Origin of the sequence: Brachybacterium sp. NBEC-018, assembly GCF_024860185.1 — a bacterium.
Lineage (GTDB): Bacteria > Actinomycetota > Actinomycetes > Actinomycetales > Dermabacteraceae > Brachybacterium > Brachybacterium rhamnosum.
In genome coordinates, this window is the sequence record NZ_CP100650.1 from 779,623 (window position 1) to 798,495 (window position 18,873).

Below are 18,873 nucleotides of genomic sequence, written 5' to 3' on the forward strand. Positions count from 1 at the left end.
CGATCCACGGCGCGTGCCTGTCCGATTGCGCACCGGGGTTCCATTCGTGGAGCTGGGGCGCGCAAACGGACATCGGCGATCAGGGCGGGAGCTCGCGGCGGGCGGGGCGAGGAGGGGCGGAGTGGGGCGGAGCGCTTCTGCGGTTGTCCGATTGCGCGGCTGGGTTCCGATTCGGGAAGCAGGGCGCGCAAACGGGCATGGGCGAGTCGAGCGGTGGTGTCCGATTGCGCGGCTGGGTTCCATTCGTGGAACTGGGGCGCGCAAACGGGCATGCGTGGGGTCCATCCGGGGCCGTCCGGGGCTGGCCGGCCGCGCCCCGCTAGCTCGCCCGCTGAGGCGCCGCGGCCATGTAGACGTCCACCGGGTCCTCGCCCTCGAGGACGAAGCCACTGCGCTCGTAGAGGCGCCGCGCGGGGCTGCCCTGGAGCACGTCGAGGCGGAGCAGCGCCGCGGGGTGCTCCGCGCGGATCGCCGCGAGCACCTGCCCGCCGATCCCGCGCCCCTGGACCTGCGCAGAGAGGTAGAAGTGCTCGACCCACAGGGCGTCGCCGTCGGGCCGCAGGGCGACGAGTCCCGCGTCGCGCCCGTCGGCCACGATCACACGGGTGTGCGCGGGGACGTACGCGGTGAGGAACCGCTCGCGCACGCGGCGCTCGTCGAAGCGTCCCAGCCGTTCGAGGTCCGGGCGCATGACTTGGGCGCGCAGCTCCGCCATCCACGGTGCGTCCTGCGCCGTCGCCGGCCGGAAGCGCCAGTCGACCTCCGTCACGGCGCTCAGGCGAGGTCCGCGAGAGCCTCGAAGCGCTCGAGGCGCGCACGGTAGTAGTCGGCGTGCTCGGCGACCGGCTCGACCTTGCGCAGCACGGGCGCCTCGGCGACCTGCGCGCCGGGCACCGTCTCCTCGATCGCCATGAGCGCCGCCCCGCGCATCGTGGAGCGGGACACGGCGACGTGCTCGATCGGCGAACCGAGGGCGTCGGCCAGCAGGTGCAGCCACGAGGGGATCGCCTCGGTCATGCCGCCGGAGAGCACGATCCGCTCCGGCTCCCCGCCGAGCTCCCGCATCTGGTCCGCGATGCGCAGGTAGGACAGGGCCACGCCCTCGAGCGCGCCGCGCAGGAGGTCCTCCGCGGTGGTGGACGCGGAGACGTTCGCGAACAGGGCCTTCGAGGAGTCGCGCCACTTGGTGCCGCGCTCGCCGGAGAAGAACGGGACGACGATCGGGGTGCCCTCGGAGACGGGGGCGGAGAAGATCCGCTCGGTGTCGATCTCGGCGACGTCCTCGGGCAGGCCCAGCTGGAAGCGGGCCCAGTCGAGCACGCGGCCGCAGTCGCTCATCGCGGAGCCCACGAGGGTGCGGCGCGCGTCGACCCGGTAGGCCCACAGGCCGCTGGGCAGGGTCTCGATGTCCGTCTCGACGAGCTGGCGGATCGCGCCGGAGGTCGCCGTGGAGATGCCCCAGGTGCCGGTGCCGAGCGCCCCGATGCCCATGTTCGCGGCGAGGCCGTCGCCGATCACGGGCAGCCAGGTGGCACCCTCGAGCTGCGGGAACTCCTTCGCGAGAACGGTGCCGGCGACCGGCTGGCCCTGGTTCGGGTCGCGCGGGGCGGAGAGGGTCGCTGGATCGGCGCCCGCGGCCTCGAGCAGGCCGGTCGCGTACTCGCCGGTGCGGCGGTCCAGCAGGCCCGCCCAGGCGGCGGAGGCGGTGCCGAGCACGGGCGTGCCGAGCAGGCGGAACGCGGCGTACTCGCCGAGCGCCATGTACTGCGTGGCCTTCGCGAACACCTCCGGCTGGGTCTCCCGCAGCCAGGCGATCCGCGGCGCGGTGTAGGAGGAGTGCAGGCGCGCGCCGACCTGCTGGTGCAGGGCCTCGGCGTCGACCGCCTCGCGCAGCGCCGCGACCTGGTCGCGGCAGCGCGTGTCCGCGTAGGTGATGCAGGGGGTGAGGGCCTTCCCGGCGGCGTCGACCGCGACGAGGGAGGAGGCGAAGGTGTCCACGCCGATGCCGGCGACCGGACCCGGCAGCGGCTCGGCGAGCACGGCCGCGATCGAGGTGCGCAGCTCGTCGACGACGAGGTCCGCGTCGATCGTGGAGGTGCCGTCGGCCGCGGTGGTGAAGGTGTGCGGCTCCTTGTGGTGGCGCTTGCCCACCTCACGACCCGTCGCGTCGTACACGGCGGCGCGCGTGCCGCCGGAGCCCACGTCGAGGCCGATGACGAAGGGACCCAGGGCGTCGTCCTCGGAGACGTTGAAACGGGGCATGCGCGTACTCCTGCAGGTGCGTGGGCGGGGATCGCGCCGCCTCCGGCGCCGCTGCGCAGGGCGCGATCCGATGCGCCCAGCATAGGGGCGGGGCCGACGGACGCCCGGTCGCGTCCGCCTGTTGCCACCGCCGTCAGGGTGGGCCGGGGCTTCCCTCGTGGCAAGCCCGACTGGGCCGGAGGTTGACGGCGGACGGCGCGCTCCGTATGCCCTGTCGGCCCCGCGCGCCCGGCGTACGCTCCCGGCATGCACCTCCGCTTCACGGGCACCGCGATCGAGTGGCGCGGCCCCGCCCCCTTCGTGTTCGTGCCCGTCGCCGCAGACGAGGCCGCCGAGATCGCGGCCGTCGCCTCCCGCGTCACCTACGGCTGGGGCGCGATCCCCGTGACCGGCCGGATCGGCGGCACCGAGTTCACCATCTCCCTGTTCCCGCGGGACGGCGGGTACCTCGTGCCCGTCAAGGTCGCGGTGCAGCGCGCGGAGGGGGTCGAGCCCGGCGAGGAGGTCACCGTCGAGCTCACGATCGACGGGGCCTGATCGGCGCCCTGGCAGAATCCTCGCCATGACCGATCCCGCGACCCGACCTCCCGGCCCGGCGCGGCGCCTGCCCACGATGAAGGACGTCGCCGATCACCTCGGCGTCTCCCGGCAGCTCGTCTCCCTCGTGCTGCGCGGCGCGGACGGCCCCAGCGCGGAGTCCCGCGAGCGGATCCTCGCGGCGGCCCGCGAGCTCGGCTACCGCCCCAACGCCTCCGCGCGGCTGCTGCGGCAGTCGAGCACCCGCACCCTCGGCATCGCGTTCTCCCTGGGCAACGCCTTCCAGGTGAAGGTCGTCGAGCGGCTCATCGCGGCCGCCGGGGAGCGCGGATACCGGATGGCGCTCGCCCCGATCCACGCCGGTCGCGGGACCGACGAGGCCGTCGGCTCGCTCATGGAGCAGCGGGTGGAGGCGCTCGCCGTGTTCAACCCGGAGCCCGGATCCGAGGCGCTCGCCGCCGCCCGGGGCGTGGTGCCCGTGCTGCAGCTGGGGGAGTGGTCCGCGGATCCCACGCAGGACACGGTGCACGTGGACGAGGCGACGGGCCTGCGCCTGGCCGTCGAGCACCTCGTGGGCCTGGGGCACGAGGCGATCGCCTTCGTGGGCGGCCGCGGTGAGGAGCCCGGCCCGGCCCGCGCCCGCGCCTACGAGGACGCGATGCGGCAGGCGGGCCTGGGGGAGCGGATCGACGTGGTCCCCTCCGACCTCGGCGAGGAGGAGGGCGCGGAGGCCGCGCGCACGGTCCTCGCCCGCGCGGTGCGGCCCACGGCGCTCGTGTGCGTGAGCGACCACGCGGCCGCCGGGGTGCTCGCCGTGCTCGCCCGCGCCGGGGTCGCCGTGCCGGGGGAGATCTCGGTGGTGGGCTTCGACGACAGCCCCATCGCCGCGCTGTCCTTCCATGACCTCACCTCGGTGCACCAGGACGTCGACGCGACGGTCGAGGCGGCGCTCGGGGTGCTGCTCGAGCGGCTCGGGGTCGGGAGCGACGGGGCCGTTCCGGCCGACGGGGCCGATGTGGGTGACGGGGCCGTTCCGACCGACGGGGCCGACGGGGTCGACACGGCCGTGCGGTCCGATCGGGCTGAGGGCGCTGCTCGCGTGATCGCGACACCGGCGCATCTCGTGGTCCGCGGGTCGACCGGGCCGGCGCCCTCCCGCGGCTGAGCGGGTCCGGGACCACTTCCTCGCAGTCACGGTCGACCTGGACGCCCCCGCTTTGGCACGTGCTAGTCTCGGCGCCACCTGATCTTGTCTCGTGCCAACAGCGTCGTCGTTCCCGTCGGCGCGACCCTCCCGGAGGCCCGCATGCCCATCGCCCTGCCCGACCCCACCCTGTACCTGCCCCGCAGCGGCGAGCCCTCGCTGCGCTGGGGGATCGTCGGCCCCGGCTGGATCGCCGGCGAGTTCGCGACCTCGCTGAGGGCCCACACCGCGCAGCGCCTGGTCGCCGTCGGCTCCCGCTCCTTCGACAACGCCCGCGCGTTCGCCGCCCGCTTCGGTGCGGAGCAGGCCGTCGGCTCCGTCGAGGCGCTCGTGACCCACCCCGAGGTCGACGTCGTCTACGTCGCCACCCCGCACAGCGGCCACGCCGAGGTCGCCCTCGCCGCGATCGCGGCCGGCAAGCACGTGCTCATCGAGAAGCCGATCACCGTCACCGCCGCCGAGGCGCGCGAGGTCTTCGCCGCCGCCAGCGCCGCCGGCGTGCTGGTCATGGAGGCCATGTGGTCCCGCTACCTGCCGCAGGCCTCCGTCATCCGCGCCCTCGTCGACGGCGGGGGCCTCGGGGACGTGCGCGCCGTCGCCGCGGACCACTCGCAGCAGATCATCCGCCCCGCCGACCACCGCATGTACGCGCCCGAGCTGGGTGGCGGCGCCCTCCTCGACCTCGGCGTGTACCCCGCGCAGTTCATCACCATGGTGCTCGGTGCGCCCACCGCGATCGAGGCCCGCGGCACCGTCACCGCGACCGGCGTCGACGCCTCCGCCGCGGTGGTCTCCACCCACGCCGGCGGCGCCGTCTCCACGCTCTACACCTCCCTGCTCGAGCGCACCCCCACCACCGCGACGATCAGCGGCACCTCGGCATTCCTGCAGGTCGAGGGCTCGTTCTACAACCCCACGAGCTTCACCGTCACCGGTGCCGCGCACGGCTCGCCCACGCTCCGCTGGACGGACCCGACGATGCTGCGGGGCTTCGCCGCACTCTCCTACGAGGCCACCGCGCTCGCCCGCTTCGTGGGGGAGGGCCGCACCGAGTCGCCCGTCCACACGCACGACGAGACGGTCGCCGTCATGGAGCTGCTCGAGACCGCCCGCGCGCAGGTCCTCACCGCGGGCGTCCCCGCCCCGCCGCAGGACCTCTCCGCCGCGACCCCCGCCCACGGCGAGGCGCCGGCGTCGAGCGGGACCGGCCGATGAGCGCCGCCCCCGTCGACATCGCGCTGCTCGAGGCGGAGGAGCGCGAGCTCGTGCTGCCCCGCTTCGAGGCCGACGGCGCCTGGGAGCTCGGCGTGCTCACCCGCGAGATCGCCGCCGCCGCGGGCCACGGCGTCGTGATCGACGTGCGCCGCCCCCAGCTGATCCTCTTCCGCGCCGTGCTCCCGGGCGCCGCCCCGGACCAGCAGGCCTGGGCCGAGCGGAAGGCCGCGGTCACCCTGCGCATGGAGTCCTCGAGCGCGCTCGTCGACGCCCGGCTCTCCGGCGCGGGCGTGGACCCGCAGGCGATCGGCTGGTTGGATGAGCGCTACGCCGTGACCGGCGGGTCCTTCCCGATCCGGGTGCGCGGCGCGGGCGTCGTCGCCGCGATCACCGTCTCCGGCCTCAGCTCGCAGCAGGACCACGACCTCGCCGTCGCCGGCCTGCGCGCCCACCTCAGCATCCTCGCCGGCGAAGGAGCCGCCCCGTGACCGCCGACCCCACCCCCGCCTCGGCCGAGGACCAGCCCGCCGGGCGCCGCCTCCGCCCCGGCCAGACCTGCCGCATCCGGATCTGGGACCGCGCCACCGGCGAGGTGCGCACCGTGCACGAGACCGCCGAGCGGCTCTTCGAGGCCCCCAACTGGACCGCCGACGGCCGCCTCCTCGTGAACGCCGACGGCCTGCTCTGGCTCCTCCCGGCCGACGGCTCCGCCGCCCCCCAGCAGCTCGACGCGCCCGGCCTGCCGCCCGTCAACAACGACCACGTGCTCGCCCCCGACGGCTCCGCGGTCTACGCCTCCGCGAACGACTTCCACGTCTGGGAGGTGCCGCTCACCAGCAGCGACTCAGACGGTGCGGTGGCTGCGGGGACCCCGCGCCGCATCACCCCGGAGGACGGCGGCCTGCACTTCCTCCACGGTGTGAGCCCCGACGGCACGACCCTCGCCTACGTGCACCTCCAGCCCGAGGGTGAGAACTGGTGGGCCGCCGGGACTATCCGCACGATCGGCGTGGACGGCACCGGCGACCGCGCCGTCACCACTGATCCCGGCCCGGCCGACGGCTGCGAGTACAGTCCGGACGGCGCCTGGATCCTCTTCAACACCGAGCAGTTCAGCGACGCCCCCGGCCACGCGCAGCTCGCCCGCGTGCGGCCCGACGGCACCGGCCTCGAGCAGCTCACCTCCGACGAGCGGGTCAACTGGTTCCCGCACATCGCGCCCGACGGCGAGGTCGTCGCCTACCTCAGCTTCCCGCCCGGCACCGAGGGCCACCCCGAGGATCGCGACGTCGAGCTGCGGCTCGTGCGCGTGGGCGAGTGGGGCCGGCCCACGACGCTCGTGGCGCTGCAGGGCGGGCAGGGCACGATCAACGTCCCCAGCTGGGCGCCGGACGGCTCCGCCTTCGCCTTCGTCGACTACCCGCGCGCCGACGTCTGAGCCCACGGGACGTCATCGCGCAGGTGGCGGCGTATGGGGCGGGACCTGCGCGATGTGGTCCCGCGGGCCGGGCGGGCTCGGGCGTACGGGACCTCTTCGACCGGGTCCCCGCCCCACGGGCCCGACCCGTACGAAGTGGTCCCGTAGGCCTCGGGTGGGCGGCGCGGGATCTGCACGGGACGTCATCGCGCAGGTGGCGGCGTCGAGGGCGGGACCTGAGCGATATGGTCCCGCCGCCCGGGGCGGGCTGGGGCGTACGGGATCTCTTCGACCGGGTCCTCGCCCTACGGGGCCGACCCGTACGAAGTGGTCCCGTAGGTCTGGTGGGGCGCGCCGCGACCGGCGGGGTCAGGCGTCGTGGCCGGGGGCGGGGCCGTCGGGGTGGCCGAACTCGCGGGCGTAGCCGGCGCGCAGCTCCTCCCAGCCGTGGTCCATGGCCTCCATGCCGACGATCCGCGCCTGGTCCTCGCCGCTCAGCTGCGCGTCGAGCACCGCGAGGCACACGTGCCATCCGGCGGCGAAGTACTGGGCCTGCTCGACCTCCGGGAGCATGACCTGCAGGTCCACCTGCCCCTCGTCGACGACCCAGCCCAGGGTCGCATCGGCCCAGCGGTGGGTGACGGCGTGGTCGGCGGCGAGGGCGAGGACGTCCGCGGCGACCGGGTCCTCGTCGGGGTTCTCGCGGGACAGCGCGGGGCCGATCGAGGTGAGCGCGCGGTCCGGGACCACGGGGGACCAGCGGGCGAGCTGCTCGGGGTCGGTGATCGCGCGCCACAGCTGCTCGGCGCTCCCGGCGACGTCCACCTCCATGACGAGGCTGCCGTCGGCGATCTCGGCGCGCACGAGCAGGTCACGGATGCGGGTGTCGATGTCCGGGGTGTCCTCGGCGGTCATGGGTCCTCCTCGGTGAGCGGGATGGTGCGTGAGGCGTGAGGCGTGAGGCGTGAATGCGGGCGGCGGCCGTGCCGGCGGGCGACGCGCGGTCGCCCGTCGATCCTCTCAGAGCGCGGCGGGCTGGGGCCGGGGAGTCGCGCCCTCGACGGCGCCGGCCTCGGCAGCCGGCCCGCCGACGCCGGTCGCCTGGGTCGGCGCGGAACCCTCGGCGGCACCGTCGGCGGCGGCGTCGGCCGGATCGGTCCAGCCGGGGCCGACGCCGCGGGCGTCCGGCGCATTGAGGTGCACGACGCCGACGATGTCGCGGGCGCGGTCCCCCGCCATGTCGTGCACGCGGCGCACGATGTAGCGCGCCGCGGGGTGGCGGATCACGGAGCGGCGCACCTGCACGCTCATGCGGCGGCGCAGCGTCGTGTCCTCCACCGGGATCGCGACGAGATCGGCGCGGAGGTCCTGCGCGATGATCGAGGGCTGCACGGTGACGTAGTCGCCGGTCGCGACGAAGCCCAGCACCGTGGAGAAGTCCGTCGGGTTGATCTCGACGCGCGGCGTGTACCCGGCGGCGAGGCAGGCGGAGGCGATGCGGCGGAACCAGGGGGAGGGGATCGGGTCGTCCGTCGTCCAGGGCTCCTCGGCGAGGTCCTTGAGCTGGACGGAGGTGCGGCCGGCGAGGCGGTGGCCGACGCCGACGATCGCGACGTAGCCCTCCTCGAGGATGTCCTGCGCGATCCAGTCCTCGACGAGCGGCGACCGGCTGCTCTCGCCCACGGCGACGTCCATGCCGTCCTCGACGAGGTCGTCGATGCTGCAGCTGCGCAGCACGAGCTCGAGGTCGAGCTCGGGGAAGCGGCGGCGCACGTCCTGCGCGAGCTCGGGGATCCAGGTGGAGGCGACGGAGGAGGCGTAGCCGAGTCGCAGGGCGCCCGAGCGGCCGGAGCGGAGGGCCTGCACGGTGCGGTCGAGCGCGGCGAGGGCGTCGAGCGCGGCGCCGGACTGCTCCGCGAGCAGGCGGCCCTGCGGGGTGACGACGATGCCGCGGCCCGAGCGCTCGACCAGGTCGAGGCCGGTCTCGCGGCGCAGGGTCGAGAGGTGCTGGCTGACGGCGGAGGGGGTGTAGCCGAGGGCCTCGGCGCTCGCGCGGATGCTGCCCGTCTCGACGACGGAGCGGAGCACGCGGAGCTTCACGGGATCGAGCATGGGACCACCCTACGACTGTTCAGTCCGGGTGAACAGAGCGGTAGAAACGTTCGCTTGTCCTTCACGGCCGACGGGCGAAGGATCGAGGCATGGACGCACTGCTCATCGGAATCCCCGCCCTCCTCCTCATCGCCACCGCCTCCGTCGCCCTCGGCGCGCTGGGCCGCATCGTCCTCGGTGCGCTGTTCCCGGCCCCCGCCCCGGACGACGACCCCCGCTGGGTGGGCCGCACGCCCGCCGAGCGCCGTGCACCCCGCACCGCCGCCCAGGCCGCCGAGCGCGGCGGCGCCCTCATGATCCGCACCCTCATGCCCGACGCCGTGGTCCCCATGGCCCGCCTCGCCGACGTCGAGCAGCCCCGCACCGAGCGGGAGCCCGCCGAGCCGGAGACGTCGCGACCGACGGTCGCGGAGACCGTCGAGGCGCCGCGCACACCGCTCGCCGGGGCGACCCGGCGCTGAGAGCGCAGGGGATCCGCTCGGGCGCGACCAGCACGACGGCCCGTCGGCCGGCCCCGGGATCGGGGACCGGCCGACGGGCCGCCGGCGTGCGGACCTCCGGACCGCTCAGCCCTCGCGCGGGGCGAAGCGCGGCGCGGGCAGCGGCGGGGCCGTCTTCGCCGGGTGCTGCTCGAGCAGGGCGAGCGCCTCGGTGACGCCGCGGGCGAGCTGCGGATCGTCCCCGGCCACCCACGCGTTCGGCGGGAGCGGCACCTCGATGTCGGGGTCCACGCCGTAGTTCTCGATCTCCCAGTCCACGCCCTCGAACCAGCTCGCGTACTTGGGCTGGGTGATGCCGGTGCCGTCCACGAGGTCGTAGCGGCCGTCGATCCCGATCACGCCGCCCCAGGTGCGGGTGCCGATCACGGGGCCGATGCCCATCGCCTGCGCGACGGCGTTGACGATGTCGCCGTCGGACCCGGCCTCCTGGTTCGTCACGAGCACGACCGGGCCGCGCGGCGCGAACTGCGGGTAGGTGCCGGGCCGCTCATGGCGCGGGAAGTCCCAGGAGCGGACCGTGCGGGCGAGGCGGTCGGTGACGAGCTGCGAGGTGTGGCCGCCGCTGTTGTAGCGGACGTCCACCACGATGCCCTCCTTCGTGGACGCCTCCCGCAGGTCGCGGTGCATCTGCGCCCAGCCGGAGGAGACCATGTCGGGGATGTGGAGGTAGCCGAGGCGGCCGCCCGAGGCCTCCGCCACGGCCCGGCGCCGCGAGTCGACCCACGCCTGGTAGCGCAGCGCGGACTCGTCGGCGAGGGGCACGACCGCGACGCGGCGCTCGCCGCCGTCCCGCTCGAGCACGAGCTCCGTGGCGCGGCCCGCGGAGCCGATGAGCAGCGGGGCCACGCCCGCCTCGCCCACCTCGCGGCCGTCGATCCGCACGATCGCGTCGCCCTCGCGGGCGGCGACCCCGGGGGCCAGCAGCGGGGAGCGGGCGTCCGGGTCCGAGGAGTCGCCGGGCAGGATCCGCGTGATCACCCAGCGGCCGTCCCGCAGGGCGAGGTCCGCGCCGAGGAACGCCGGGATCATCGGCGGATCCGCCTGGTAGACGCCGCCCATGACGTACGCGTGGGAGGTGCCGAGCTCGCCCACGACCTCCCACATCAGGTCCTGGAAGTCGTCCTCGGTGACCACGCGCTCGAGCACCGGCTCGTACCAGGAGGTCATGGCGTGCCAGTCCTGGCCGTCCATGTCCGCCCGCCAGTACTGCTGCGCCATGATCCGGTAGTTGTCCCAGAGCATGCCGGCGCGCTCGAGCACCGGGTCGACGGTGAGGCGCAGGCGGTCCGTCTCGATCGTGACGCGGCCCGGGTCCTCGTCCTCCGCCTTGCGGGTCGCGGGGACCTGCACCCAGGCGCCGCCCTGCTTGATGACGAGCCACTCGCCGTCACCGGAGACGGCGAGGTCGTCCACGCCCTCCGCGAGCACGGTGAGCTTGCGGTCCGAGAGGGACCAGAACTCGAGGGCGGGGCCGGGCGCGTCGCCGTCCACGCCTGCGCGCGAGGTGCCGAGCACGCCCTGCTGGGGGTGGCGCAGCCACACGAAGCCGCCGGTCACGGCCCGCAGGTGCGAGTAGGAGCCGGAGAGGACGGGGAACGGGACGATCCGCGCCTCCGCGTCCTCGAGGTCGATCTCGGTGCGCGGTGCCTTCGCTGAGTCCGCGGCCCCGGCGGGGCTCGCCGCGGAGACCGTCTCCTCCGCGTGCGGGGCCGACGGCCCGGCGGCCGCGGTGGTCGCGCCCTCGGCCGCCGACGCCCCGGGGGTCGCGGCGGTCGCGGAGCTCTCGGCGCTCTCGTCCTCGGACTGCGGCTTCGGCTCCTCCGCGCCGCCCGCCCAGCCGTCCGGGTGGGGGCCGAAGGGATCCGCCGTCGTCGCCTGCAGCGGCAGCAGGAACGGCCGCTCGGCGTTGACGAACCCCAGGTCGAAGACCATGTCGTCGTAGACCGTCTCGAAGGTGCGCAGGGACAGCAGCGCCAGGTGCTTGCCGTCCGCGCTGAACGCCGCCTCGGTGTCCTGGTAGCGGCCGGAGGTGAGCGCGCGGCCCGTCGGCTCGTGCGACTCGGCGTCCGTCACCATGAGCCGGCCCAGCATCCACGAGTCCGGCTCGGTCCACACGAGCCACCGGCTGTCCGGCGACCAGGTCAGGTGGCGGATCTCGCCGCCGTTCGAGCGGCCCACCTCCCGCACCGCGTCGAGGTGCGGAGCGCCCGGGACCTGCTCGGCGTCCTGCTCCCACGGGGACGCGGCCGACGACGCGGCCGAGGGGGCGGAGCCCGTGCCGGAGGTCGCGGGCCGGGCCGGGTCCTCGATGCCGCGCAGGGTCACCAGGCGCACCACGTTGTCGTGCGTGGAGATCGCGACCTTCGAGCCGTCCGGCGAGGGGACCGCGTGGAGGATGCGGCCCACATCGCCGAGGTCCAGGGCGATCTGCTCGCCGCCGCCGTCGAGCCGGGCGAGCGCCAGCTGGTCCGAGCCCACGTCGCCGTCGGTGCGGTCCGCCTGCGCGGCCTCGTCGGTGACGAGCAGGGCGAAGGGGGAGCGGCCCAGCGGCTGCGCCTCCCGGATGCGCAGGCCGCAGCGGCCCGCGAGCAGGCGGGCCGGGCCGCGGCGATGGGTGAGCAGGTGCGCGGAGCCGCGCCACTCGACGACGCTCGCGCGGGCGTCGTGCACCGGCCGCATGGCCAGCAGGTTCTCGCTCGGCGAGGCCGGGCGCGGCAGTCGGGCTGCGCCCACGCCGGTCGCCTGGACCTCGACCTCGCGGGGCTCCGCGTCGAGCGAGTCCATCGCGAACAGGCGGCCGCGGGAGGTGAAGACGATCGTCGAGCCGTCGGTCGCGGGCTCGCGCAGGTAGCCGTCCTCCGAGCGCAGATGCGTGTGGGCCCGCAGGTCGGAGCCGTCCTTAGCGACGGACCACAGGTTCGCGCTCGCCCGGTCCGTGCGGGCCGCGCCCGCGCCCGGGGTGTCGGAGGCGAAGATCAGCCGGTCGCCGTACCAGGCCACGCGGAGCTTCGAGGCGAGCAGCTCGTCCAGCAGCGCCTCCCACGGGCGCTGCGCATGCTGCTCGGCCGGGGCGTCGAGCGGCAGCGCCTGCCGCGAGATCCACAGCTTCACCGCCGTGCCGCCCTGGTAGTGCTTCCAGGAGGCCTGGTCACGGCGCCACGGCGTCGCGACGACGGTCGTGCCGTCCGTGTGGATCGCGGCCTCCCCGCTGCGGCCCAGCGGCAGCAGCGTCGCCCGGCCCTCGAGGTCCACGGCCCACAGCTGCCCGTCGCGGGCCTGCGGCGCCGCGTGCGAGCTCGTGACGAGCACGCGGCCGTCGGCCAACCAGCCCGCGACCTTCGTGGTCGGCTTGCCCCAGGTGGTGAGGCGCCGCGGCGCGGTCGAGCCGTCCGTCGCGGTCACCCACACCTCGGGCCCGCCGGAGGTGCGGGACGTGTACGCGACGTGCGCGCCGTCCGGCGAGAAGCGCGGGTAGCCGACGGGCGCGCCCTCATCGGTGAGCCGCCAGGCGCGGCCGCCGGCCAGCGGGGCCAGCCAGACGTCGTTCGCGGCGGTCACGGCGACCAGGTCGCCGTGCACATCGGGGTGGCGGAGATATGCGGCATGTGCCGGGGTGGAGGTCATGGGGCAAGCCTAGGACCGTCCTGTGACGGCGGTCGCAGGTTTATGTCGGACTGTCCCGGTTCGGGCCCGTGACGCGTGCCGACGGCTCCTCAGCGGGGCACCACGAGGGGCGTCCCGGAGACCGGGTCCGGGACGACGAGGCACGGCAGGTCGAAGACCCGCTCGACGAGCTCCGCGTCGACGATCTCCGCGGGCGGCCCCTGCGCGAGGATCCGCCCGTCGCGCATCGCCACGAGGTGCGTCGCGTACCGGCACGCATGGTTGAGGTCGTGCAGCACCGCGACGACCGTGCGACCGTCCTGGTGGAGCCGCTCGCACAGGTTCAGCACGCCGACCTGGTGGGCGATGTCGAGGTAGGTGGTGGGCTCGTCGAGGAGCAGCAGCTCCGTCTGCTGGGCGAGCGCCATCGCGATCCACACCCGCTGGCGCTGGCCTCCGGAGAGCTCGTCGACCAGGCGCCCGGACAGCTCCTCGACACCGGTGTCCACGAGGGCCTCGCGGACGATCCGGCGGTCCTCGTCGTCGAGCTGGCGGAGGAAGCGCCGGTGCGGGAAGCGCCCCCGCGCCACGAGATCGGCGACCCGGATCCCGTCGGGGGAGACGGAGGTCTGCGGGAGCATCCCGAGGCGGGTCGCGACCTCGCGCGGGCCGAGCGAGTGGATCTCGCTGCCGTCGAGCACCACCTGCCCGCTCGTGGGGCGCAGCAGCCGCGCCATGGACCGCAGCAGCGTGGACTTGCCGCATGCGTTGGGACCGATGATCACCGTGAACGAGTGGTCGGGGACCTCGAAGGAGAGGTCCGGGATGATCGTGCGCTCCCCGTAGCCGATCGTCGCGTCGGTGACGCCGAGGCGGGCAGGTGTCGCGGGAGGTGCGGTCATCGCAGCCCCTTCCTTCCTTCGGAGATGAGCAGCCAGATGAGGTAGACCCCGCCCACGCACACGGTGACGATGCCGACCGGCAGCGGGGTCTGGGGGTGGATGCGCTGGGCGACGAGGTCGCTCACGAGCAGGAGCAGGCCGCCCATGACGGCCGACGTGACCAGCGGGATCCCGGCGCCGCGCGTGAGGCGCTTGGCGATCTGCGGCGCGGCGAGCGCGATGAAGGAGATCGGGCCGGCGGTCGCCGAGGCCACGGCGACCGAGGCGATCCCGAGCATCATCAGCGCGAGCCGGGCGGGCTCGACGCGGACCCCGAGGCTCGCGGCGGAGTCGTCGCCCAGCTCGAGCATCTGCAGCCGCGGCCAGAGAGCGGCGGCCGCGGCGACGATGATCCCGCAGGCGATCGCGGCCGGGAGCGCCTGCGCCCAGGCCATCCCCGTCAGCGAGCCCGCGCCCCAGACGGCGGCTCGCATCGCGTCCTCGATCTCGGCGCGCAGCATGATCCAGGTGTTGAAGGCGGAGAGCATCGCCGAGACGCCGATCCCGATGATGATGAGCCGGAACCCGGCGACCCCGCTGCGCCCGATCGCGCGTCCCACCGAGAGCGCGTAGACGAGCACGGCGGTGAGCACCCCGCCGATCAGCGCCCCCGTCGCGGTCATGAGGTAGGAGCCGCCCAGCAGCAGCATCACCACGAGCGCCCCCGTGTACGCGCCGGTGCCGAAGCCGATGATGTCGGGGCTGCCGAGGGGGTTCCTGGTCAGGGACTGGAACACGGCGCCCCCGATGGCGAGCGCGGCACCCAGGGCGAGCGCCGCCGCGGTGCGCGGGAGGCGCAGCTCCCGGACGACGAACACGTCACCCGGGGGAGCGGTGCCGAGGAGGGCCCTGACCACCTGGGCAGGGGTGAGCGGGAAGTCGCCGGTGCCGATCGCGAGGATCGCGACGGCGAGGGCGATCACCAGGCAGGCGAGCGTGACGACGACGCCGCGCAGGTCGGCGCGCAGGCCGCCGCCGGGCCAGGGGAGGCGGATCACGCGGCGCCCGAGGTCGAGCTCGCCGGTGGTCGCCCGCGGCGCCGCGACGCGGAGGGACGTGGTGGTCACAGGGTCGACACCGCCTTCGAGCGCACCAGGGCGATGAGCACGGGGGCGCCGATGAACGCGGTGACGACGCCGACGGGCATGCCGCCGGGCACGGCGATGCGCGCGACGACGTCGGCCGCGAGCAGCAGCACCGGACCGCCGATCACCGACAGTCCCAGCACCCACACCTGCTGCGGGCCGACGAGGAACCGGATCACGTGCGGCACCATCAGCCCCACGAACCCGACGGGTCCGGCCACCGCGGTGGCCGCCGCGCACGCGAAGGTGACCCCGAGGACGGCGATCACACGGGTGCGGCCGACGCGGACGCCGAGGGTCGCCGCGAGATCCTCGCCGAGGGCGACGGCGTCGAGCGAGCGGGCGCAGAGCAGGGTCGCGAGGAGGCCCACGGCGATGAAGGGGAGCGCCTGGAGCGTCCCGCCGAGGCCGCGCACGGACAGCGAGCCCGCCCCCCAGGAGCGCATGGCGGCGAAGGCGTCGACGTCCAGCAGGGTCAGCGCCGTCGTCAGGCCGCCCATCACCGCGCCGAAGGCGACGCCCGCGAGCGTCAGCCGGATCGGATCGATCCCGCTCCGGGCGAGGGAGCCGATGGCGAGCACCGCGGCGGTCGCGGCGAAGGCGCCGATCAGCGCGGCCCACAGCTGGGCGCCCATCGTGGAGGCGCCCAGCACGGCCACGGAGAGGGCGACGGCGAAGGCGGCGCCCGCGTTGACGCCCAGGATCCCCGGATCGGCGAGCGGGTTGCGCGAGACGGCCTGGATGAGCGCGCCGGCCACCGCGATGCCGGAGCCGACGACGAGCCCGCCGACGGTGCGGGGGATGCGTGCGCCCCACACGACCTCGTGATCGGGGTTCCCGGTGGCGCGCGCGTGGAGCGCCTCCAGCACCGTCCCCAGCGAAATCGGCCTCTCGCCGACGGTCAGGCTCGCCCAGCACGCGCCGAGGAGGAGGGCCAGCAGGACGACGAGCAGGACGACGTTCACCGCGGTCGGCGAGCGCCGCGCCGGGGTGAGCGCGGCCGAGGGGCCGTGCACCTCCGTCGCCTCGTCGGCGCCGGGGCGATCGAGGGCGGTCACGGGACGATGTCCTGCGCCTTCTCGAGCACCCCGGCGAGCTCGGTCAGCCACGCCGTGTAGTCCTCGTAGATGTAGGAGCGCTTGTCGTCCCAGGTGCCCAGCTGGCCGGCCTCGACGGCGGGCAGGCTCTGGTAGATCGGGTTCTCCTCGTAGGCCTCGGAGAAGTCGTGGACGAGGATGACGTCCGCCGGATGGTCGCTGATCGTCTCCCAGGACAGCTCCGCCCAGGCGCTGTCCGCGCCCGCTTCGGGGCCGACGAGCGTGACGCCGTCCTCCGCGAGCATCGCGGTGACGCCGAGGGTGCCGGAGGTGTAGATGACGTCGGCCGCGAAGTGCGCGGCGAGCACGGTGATGTCCGGGCTCGCGGCGGTGACGTCGCGGAGCTTCTGACGGGCGGCGTCGAAGCCCTCCCGCTGCGTGGTCACCTCGGCGGCGTCGGTGTCGGCGCCGAGGGCCTCGGCGACGGAGCGGTAGCGGGCGAACATGTCCTCGGGGGTGCCGCCGAGCTTGACGGGGGCGAACGGGGCGATCGCCGTCGCCTGCTCGATGACCTTGTCGTCCCACCAGGTCCAGCCGGTGCCGTCCTCGTTGCCGTAGGCGATGATCACGTCCGGCCTGGCCGCGGCGAGCTTCTCGATCGACAGGGCGTCGTCCTGGCCCAGCACCTCGACGTCGGCGCTCACGTGCTGCCCCGGTGTTCCGTCGTGCCCGTACCCGAAGACGGCCACGGGCGTGATGCCGTAGGCGGAGAGCGCGGCGGCGGAGTAGTAGTCCGCGACGATCCGCTCGGCGGGCTTGTCGAGTGTGACGGTCAGCCCGTCGTAGCCCTCGGGGGAGTAGGTGAAGCTCGTGCCGGTGGCCGATTCCGCGGCCTCACCGGTGGCGGCGCCGTCGGCGCTGCCGCAGGCGGCGAGGGTCAGAGGGGCCAGGGCGGAGAGCAGCAGGGCGCGACGGCGCATGGTGGGCATGGTTCTCTTCCGGAGGAGTGGCGGAGCCAGGGGCGGGATCGGTGGTCACCGACCGGGGGCCGAGGTCGGCGCGGGAGGGCCACGTCGGCTCGGTCGGTTTAAGGCAAGGTAAAAGTAGCATTATTGAGGCAGGGTGACCTTACCTGTTCGCGTCGCGGTCGTCCGGGGCTCTCCTCGAGCGCCGCACACCCGCATCCGCTACGGCGAGGTAGGGGAGCGGCTGCTCGCCGGCATGCGCGGCGCGGTCGTGGCGATGCTCGACGCCGGGAACGACGTCATCCTCGACGAGATGCCCCTGGACGCGACCATCGTCCCGGCCTGGAAGCAGGCCCTCGGGGCGCGGGACGCGCTGTGGATCCACCTCGGCGCGCGGCTCGACGTCGTGGAGGCGCGGGAGAGCACGCGCCGGCACGGTCAGCACGTCGGCAACGCGCGCGGGCATCTCGGCATCGCCGACGCCGAGCAGTCCGACCTGCGGATCGACACCTCGGAGCTCGCGCCCGATGCCGTCGTCAATCGGATCCTGCGCTCGCCGGAGCTCCGGGGGGTTCCTGGCCAGGGGGCGCGGCTGAGCCCACGCTGCTTGCACGCAGCAGGCGGGCCTAGTCGTCGAGCGTGACGTCGCCGATGACGAGCACAGCCCTCTCGTCGTGCGTCCCGCCGCAGCCGTGGCCGTCCTTGAGCCTGTACAGGGGGCCGGCGCGGAAGGCCGTGCCGTCGAGCAGCGTCACCCCGTCGACGATCACCCCTGCCGGGTGTGCCTGGCCGACGGCCCCTGGTTCGAACACCACGAGCGTCCGCCCGGCCGTGCGGTCCATGAAGGGGCACACCTCCCCGTCCGCGTACTCCACGTCGTTGAGCCGCGCATAGGTTGCCGAGAAGTGGTGAGAGCTCGGGGTCTCCTTGGACGGGACGGTGACCTCGGCCGGGGCGCAGGCCGAGAGCCCTGAGCAGGCGAGCAGCAGCGCCGCAGGAAGGAGGCCGTTGCGTCGCATGTCCACCTCCGGTGGTTGTCGCGAGGAGTCGCGTCGCACCACCATCCCACTCGCCGTACGTGCCGCACGTGACCCCGGCGCTTCGAGCGGTTCGGGTTCAGCGGACGGGTTCGCATGGTCTGCCGAGCGTCGGCCGAGTCGCTCGTCGGTTCATCGAGCACGCTCCTCGGGCGCCCGCGAGCGCGGCCGAGCATGTGCAGCGCCTGGCGGTAGGTGTCGGCGCGGGGTGATCGAGCCGGGCCCCGGAGCGCCTCCGCCGCTGGAGCCCTAGGGGCGGCCGGTCCCGTCGCGCCGACTCTCCCGCAGCCGCGCGAGCCAGGACAGCAGAAGGGTGGTCTCGGCCTCGCCGAGGACGGCGGGATCTGCGGCGGCCAGCTCCATCGCGGACGCCACCGGGTCTCCCTCGGCGCCGCTCGCCCCGGTGATGGCGGCGAGGGCCCCTTCGCGGACGGCGGCGGAGAGCGCCGGGTCCGGCTCGGCGAGGATGATCTGGCGCAGCGTGACCCCGATGTTCGTCACCAGGATGTGCGCCGCGGCCTGGTCCGGGGGGACCGTGAGCCGTCCCTGCTCGGCCGCCCGCGCCGTCAGGCCGCGGAGGATCTCGCTGGGCCGGGACTGCGCCTGCGGTGAGTAGCCCGGTCGGACGGTGCCGTACATCAGGGTGTAGAAGCCCGGGTTCTCGAGGCCGAAGGCGACGTGGGCGTCCCATCCGGCCCGGATGTCCTGGAGGGGATCCCCCGAGTGCTCCATCGCCTGCTTCTGGCCCAGGTAGACGTCGAAGCCGTGGTCGACGACGGCGTCGATGAGCCCCTGCTTGGAGCCGAAGAAGTGGTACAGCGTCGGCATCTTCACGCCGACCGCGTCGCACACGGCGCGCAGGGAGAAGTCCTCGCCGGGGCTCGAGGCGATGAGCTCCGCCGCGGCGATGATCAGGCGCTCTCGTGTGCCGCTGCCCGTGTGCTCCGTCATCGTGCTA

18 protein-coding genes are annotated in these 18,873 nt (G+C 74.7%); 7 read left to right on the top strand and 11 right to left on the bottom strand.

Features of this window, described 5'->3' with window-relative positions; all coding sequences use genetic code 11:
• Positions 1 to 319: 319 nt before the first annotated feature.
• Together NLU66_RS03525 and NLU66_RS03530 are read right to left on the bottom strand one after the other, a co-directional pair.
• Positions 320 to 769 (bottom strand): GNAT family N-acetyltransferase, encoded by a 450-nt coding sequence (locus NLU66_RS03525; RefSeq protein WP_323374439.1) that lies wholly within the window; start codon positions 767 to 769, stop codon positions 320 to 322.
• 5 nt (positions 770 to 774) lie between these two features.
• Positions 775 to 2,262, bottom strand: a complete 1,488-nt coding sequence (locus NLU66_RS03530) for a gluconokinase (RefSeq protein WP_259361564.1) — start codon at positions 2,260 to 2,262, stop codon at positions 775 to 777.
• A 246-nt stretch (positions 2,263 to 2,508) separates the two neighbouring features.
• Between NLU66_RS03530 and NLU66_RS03535 the strand changes: the two genes are divergently transcribed.
• The 5 genes from NLU66_RS03535 (at position 2,509) to NLU66_RS03555 (ending at position 6,656) form a co-directional block, all read left to right on the top strand.
• Complete coding sequence (locus NLU66_RS03535) at positions 2,509 to 2,799, top strand: DUF1905 domain-containing protein (RefSeq protein WP_259361565.1); 291 nt, start codon at positions 2,509 to 2,511, stop codon at positions 2,797 to 2,799.
• A gap of 25 nt (positions 2,800 to 2,824) precedes the next feature.
• Complete coding sequence (locus tag NLU66_RS03540; protein WP_267136239.1) at positions 2,825 to 3,964, top strand: LacI family DNA-binding transcriptional regulator; 1,140 nt, start codon at positions 2,825 to 2,827, stop codon at positions 3,962 to 3,964.
• 141 nt (positions 3,965 to 4,105) lie between these two features.
• Complete coding sequence (locus NLU66_RS03545; RefSeq protein WP_259361566.1) at positions 4,106 to 5,218, top strand: Gfo/Idh/MocA family protein; 1,113 nt, start codon at positions 4,106 to 4,108, stop codon at positions 5,216 to 5,218.
• Entirely contained in the window at positions 5,215 to 5,706 is a 492-nt protein-coding gene (locus tag NLU66_RS03550) for a heme-degrading domain-containing protein (RefSeq protein ID WP_259361567.1), read from the top strand. The genes NLU66_RS03545 and NLU66_RS03550 overlap by 4 nt, the downstream gene beginning before the upstream one ends.
• Positions 5,703 to 6,656 carry a hypothetical protein gene (locus tag NLU66_RS03555; RefSeq protein ID WP_259361568.1) on the top strand — a complete coding sequence of 318 codons (954 nt, stop codon included), beginning with the start codon at positions 5,703 to 5,705 and terminating at the stop codon, positions 6,654 to 6,656. Before NLU66_RS03550 ends, NLU66_RS03555 begins: the two co-directional genes overlap by 4 nt.
• A gap of 348 nt (positions 6,657 to 7,004) precedes the next feature.
• Here the strand turns inward: NLU66_RS03555 and NLU66_RS03560 are convergent, their stop codons facing one another.
• The gene (locus NLU66_RS03560) at positions 7,005 to 7,550 is read right to left on the bottom strand and encodes a hypothetical protein (RefSeq protein ID WP_259361569.1); all 546 of its coding nucleotides are present in this window, start codon (positions 7,548 to 7,550) and stop codon (positions 7,005 to 7,007) included.
• 105 nt (positions 7,551 to 7,655) lie between these two features.
• Positions 7,656 to 8,747 (bottom strand): LysR family transcriptional regulator, encoded by a 1,092-nt coding sequence (locus tag NLU66_RS03565; RefSeq protein ID WP_259361570.1) that lies wholly within the window; start codon positions 8,745 to 8,747, stop codon positions 7,656 to 7,658.
• 89 nt (positions 8,748 to 8,836) lie between these two features.
• Between NLU66_RS03565 and NLU66_RS03570 the strand changes: the two genes are divergently transcribed.
• Entirely contained in the window at positions 8,837 to 9,208 is a 372-nt protein-coding gene (locus NLU66_RS03570; RefSeq protein ID WP_259361571.1) for a hypothetical protein, read from the top strand.
• Positions 9,209 to 9,313: 105 nt separating this feature from the next.
• Here the strand turns inward: NLU66_RS03570 and NLU66_RS03575 are convergent, their stop codons facing one another.
• The 5 genes from NLU66_RS03575 to NLU66_RS03595 all read right to left on the bottom strand — a co-directional run bounded on the left by NLU66_RS03575 (position 9,314) and on the right by NLU66_RS03595 (position 16,893).
• Positions 9,314 to 12,871 carry a S41 family peptidase gene (locus NLU66_RS03575; protein ID WP_259361572.1) on the bottom strand — a complete coding sequence of 1,186 codons (3,558 nt, stop codon included), beginning with the start codon at positions 12,869 to 12,871 and terminating at the stop codon, positions 9,314 to 9,316.
• A gap of 89 nt (positions 12,872 to 12,960) precedes the next feature.
• Positions 12,961 to 13,752: an ABC transporter ATP-binding protein gene (locus NLU66_RS03580; RefSeq protein WP_259361573.1), complete on the bottom strand. Its 792-nt coding sequence runs from the start codon at positions 13,750 to 13,752 to the stop codon at positions 12,961 to 12,963.
• On the bottom strand, positions 13,749 to 14,858 hold the full coding sequence (locus NLU66_RS03585) for a FecCD family ABC transporter permease (RefSeq protein WP_259361574.1): 1,110 nt from the start codon (positions 14,856 to 14,858) through the stop codon (positions 13,749 to 13,751). Before NLU66_RS03585 ends, NLU66_RS03580 begins: the two co-directional genes overlap by 4 nt.
• On the bottom strand, positions 14,855 to 15,934 hold the full coding sequence (locus tag NLU66_RS03590) for a FecCD family ABC transporter permease (RefSeq protein ID WP_259361575.1): 1,080 nt from the start codon (positions 15,932 to 15,934) through the stop codon (positions 14,855 to 14,857). The genes NLU66_RS03585 and NLU66_RS03590 overlap by 4 nt, the downstream gene beginning before the upstream one ends.
• A complete protein-coding gene (locus tag NLU66_RS03595; RefSeq protein ID WP_259361576.1) occupies positions 15,931 to 16,893 on the bottom strand; it encodes an ABC transporter substrate-binding protein in 963 nt (320 codons plus the stop codon). Before NLU66_RS03595 ends, NLU66_RS03590 begins: the two co-directional genes overlap by 4 nt.
• A 142-nt stretch (positions 16,894 to 17,035) precedes the next feature.
• Here NLU66_RS03595 and NLU66_RS03600 point away from each other — a divergent pair, with 142 nt between their 5' ends.
• Positions 17,036 to 17,521 carry a phosphotransferase-like protein gene (locus tag NLU66_RS03600; RefSeq protein ID WP_259361577.1) on the top strand — a complete coding sequence of 162 codons (486 nt, stop codon included), beginning with the start codon at positions 17,036 to 17,038 and terminating at the stop codon, positions 17,519 to 17,521.
• On the opposite strand, the gene NLU66_RS03605 is transcribed toward NLU66_RS03600, so the two are convergent.
• On the bottom strand, positions 17,505 to 17,897 hold the full coding sequence (locus NLU66_RS03605; protein ID WP_259361578.1) for a hypothetical protein: 393 nt from the start codon (positions 17,895 to 17,897) through the stop codon (positions 17,505 to 17,507). The genes NLU66_RS03600 and NLU66_RS03605 overlap by 17 nt on opposite strands.
• A 267-nt stretch (positions 17,898 to 18,164) precedes the next feature.
• The gene (locus tag NLU66_RS03610) at positions 18,165 to 18,866 is read right to left on the bottom strand and encodes a TetR/AcrR family transcriptional regulator (RefSeq protein WP_259361579.1); all 702 of its coding nucleotides are present in this window, start codon (positions 18,864 to 18,866) and stop codon (positions 18,165 to 18,167) included.
• Between the last annotated feature and the right edge of the window lie 7 nt (positions 18,867 to 18,873).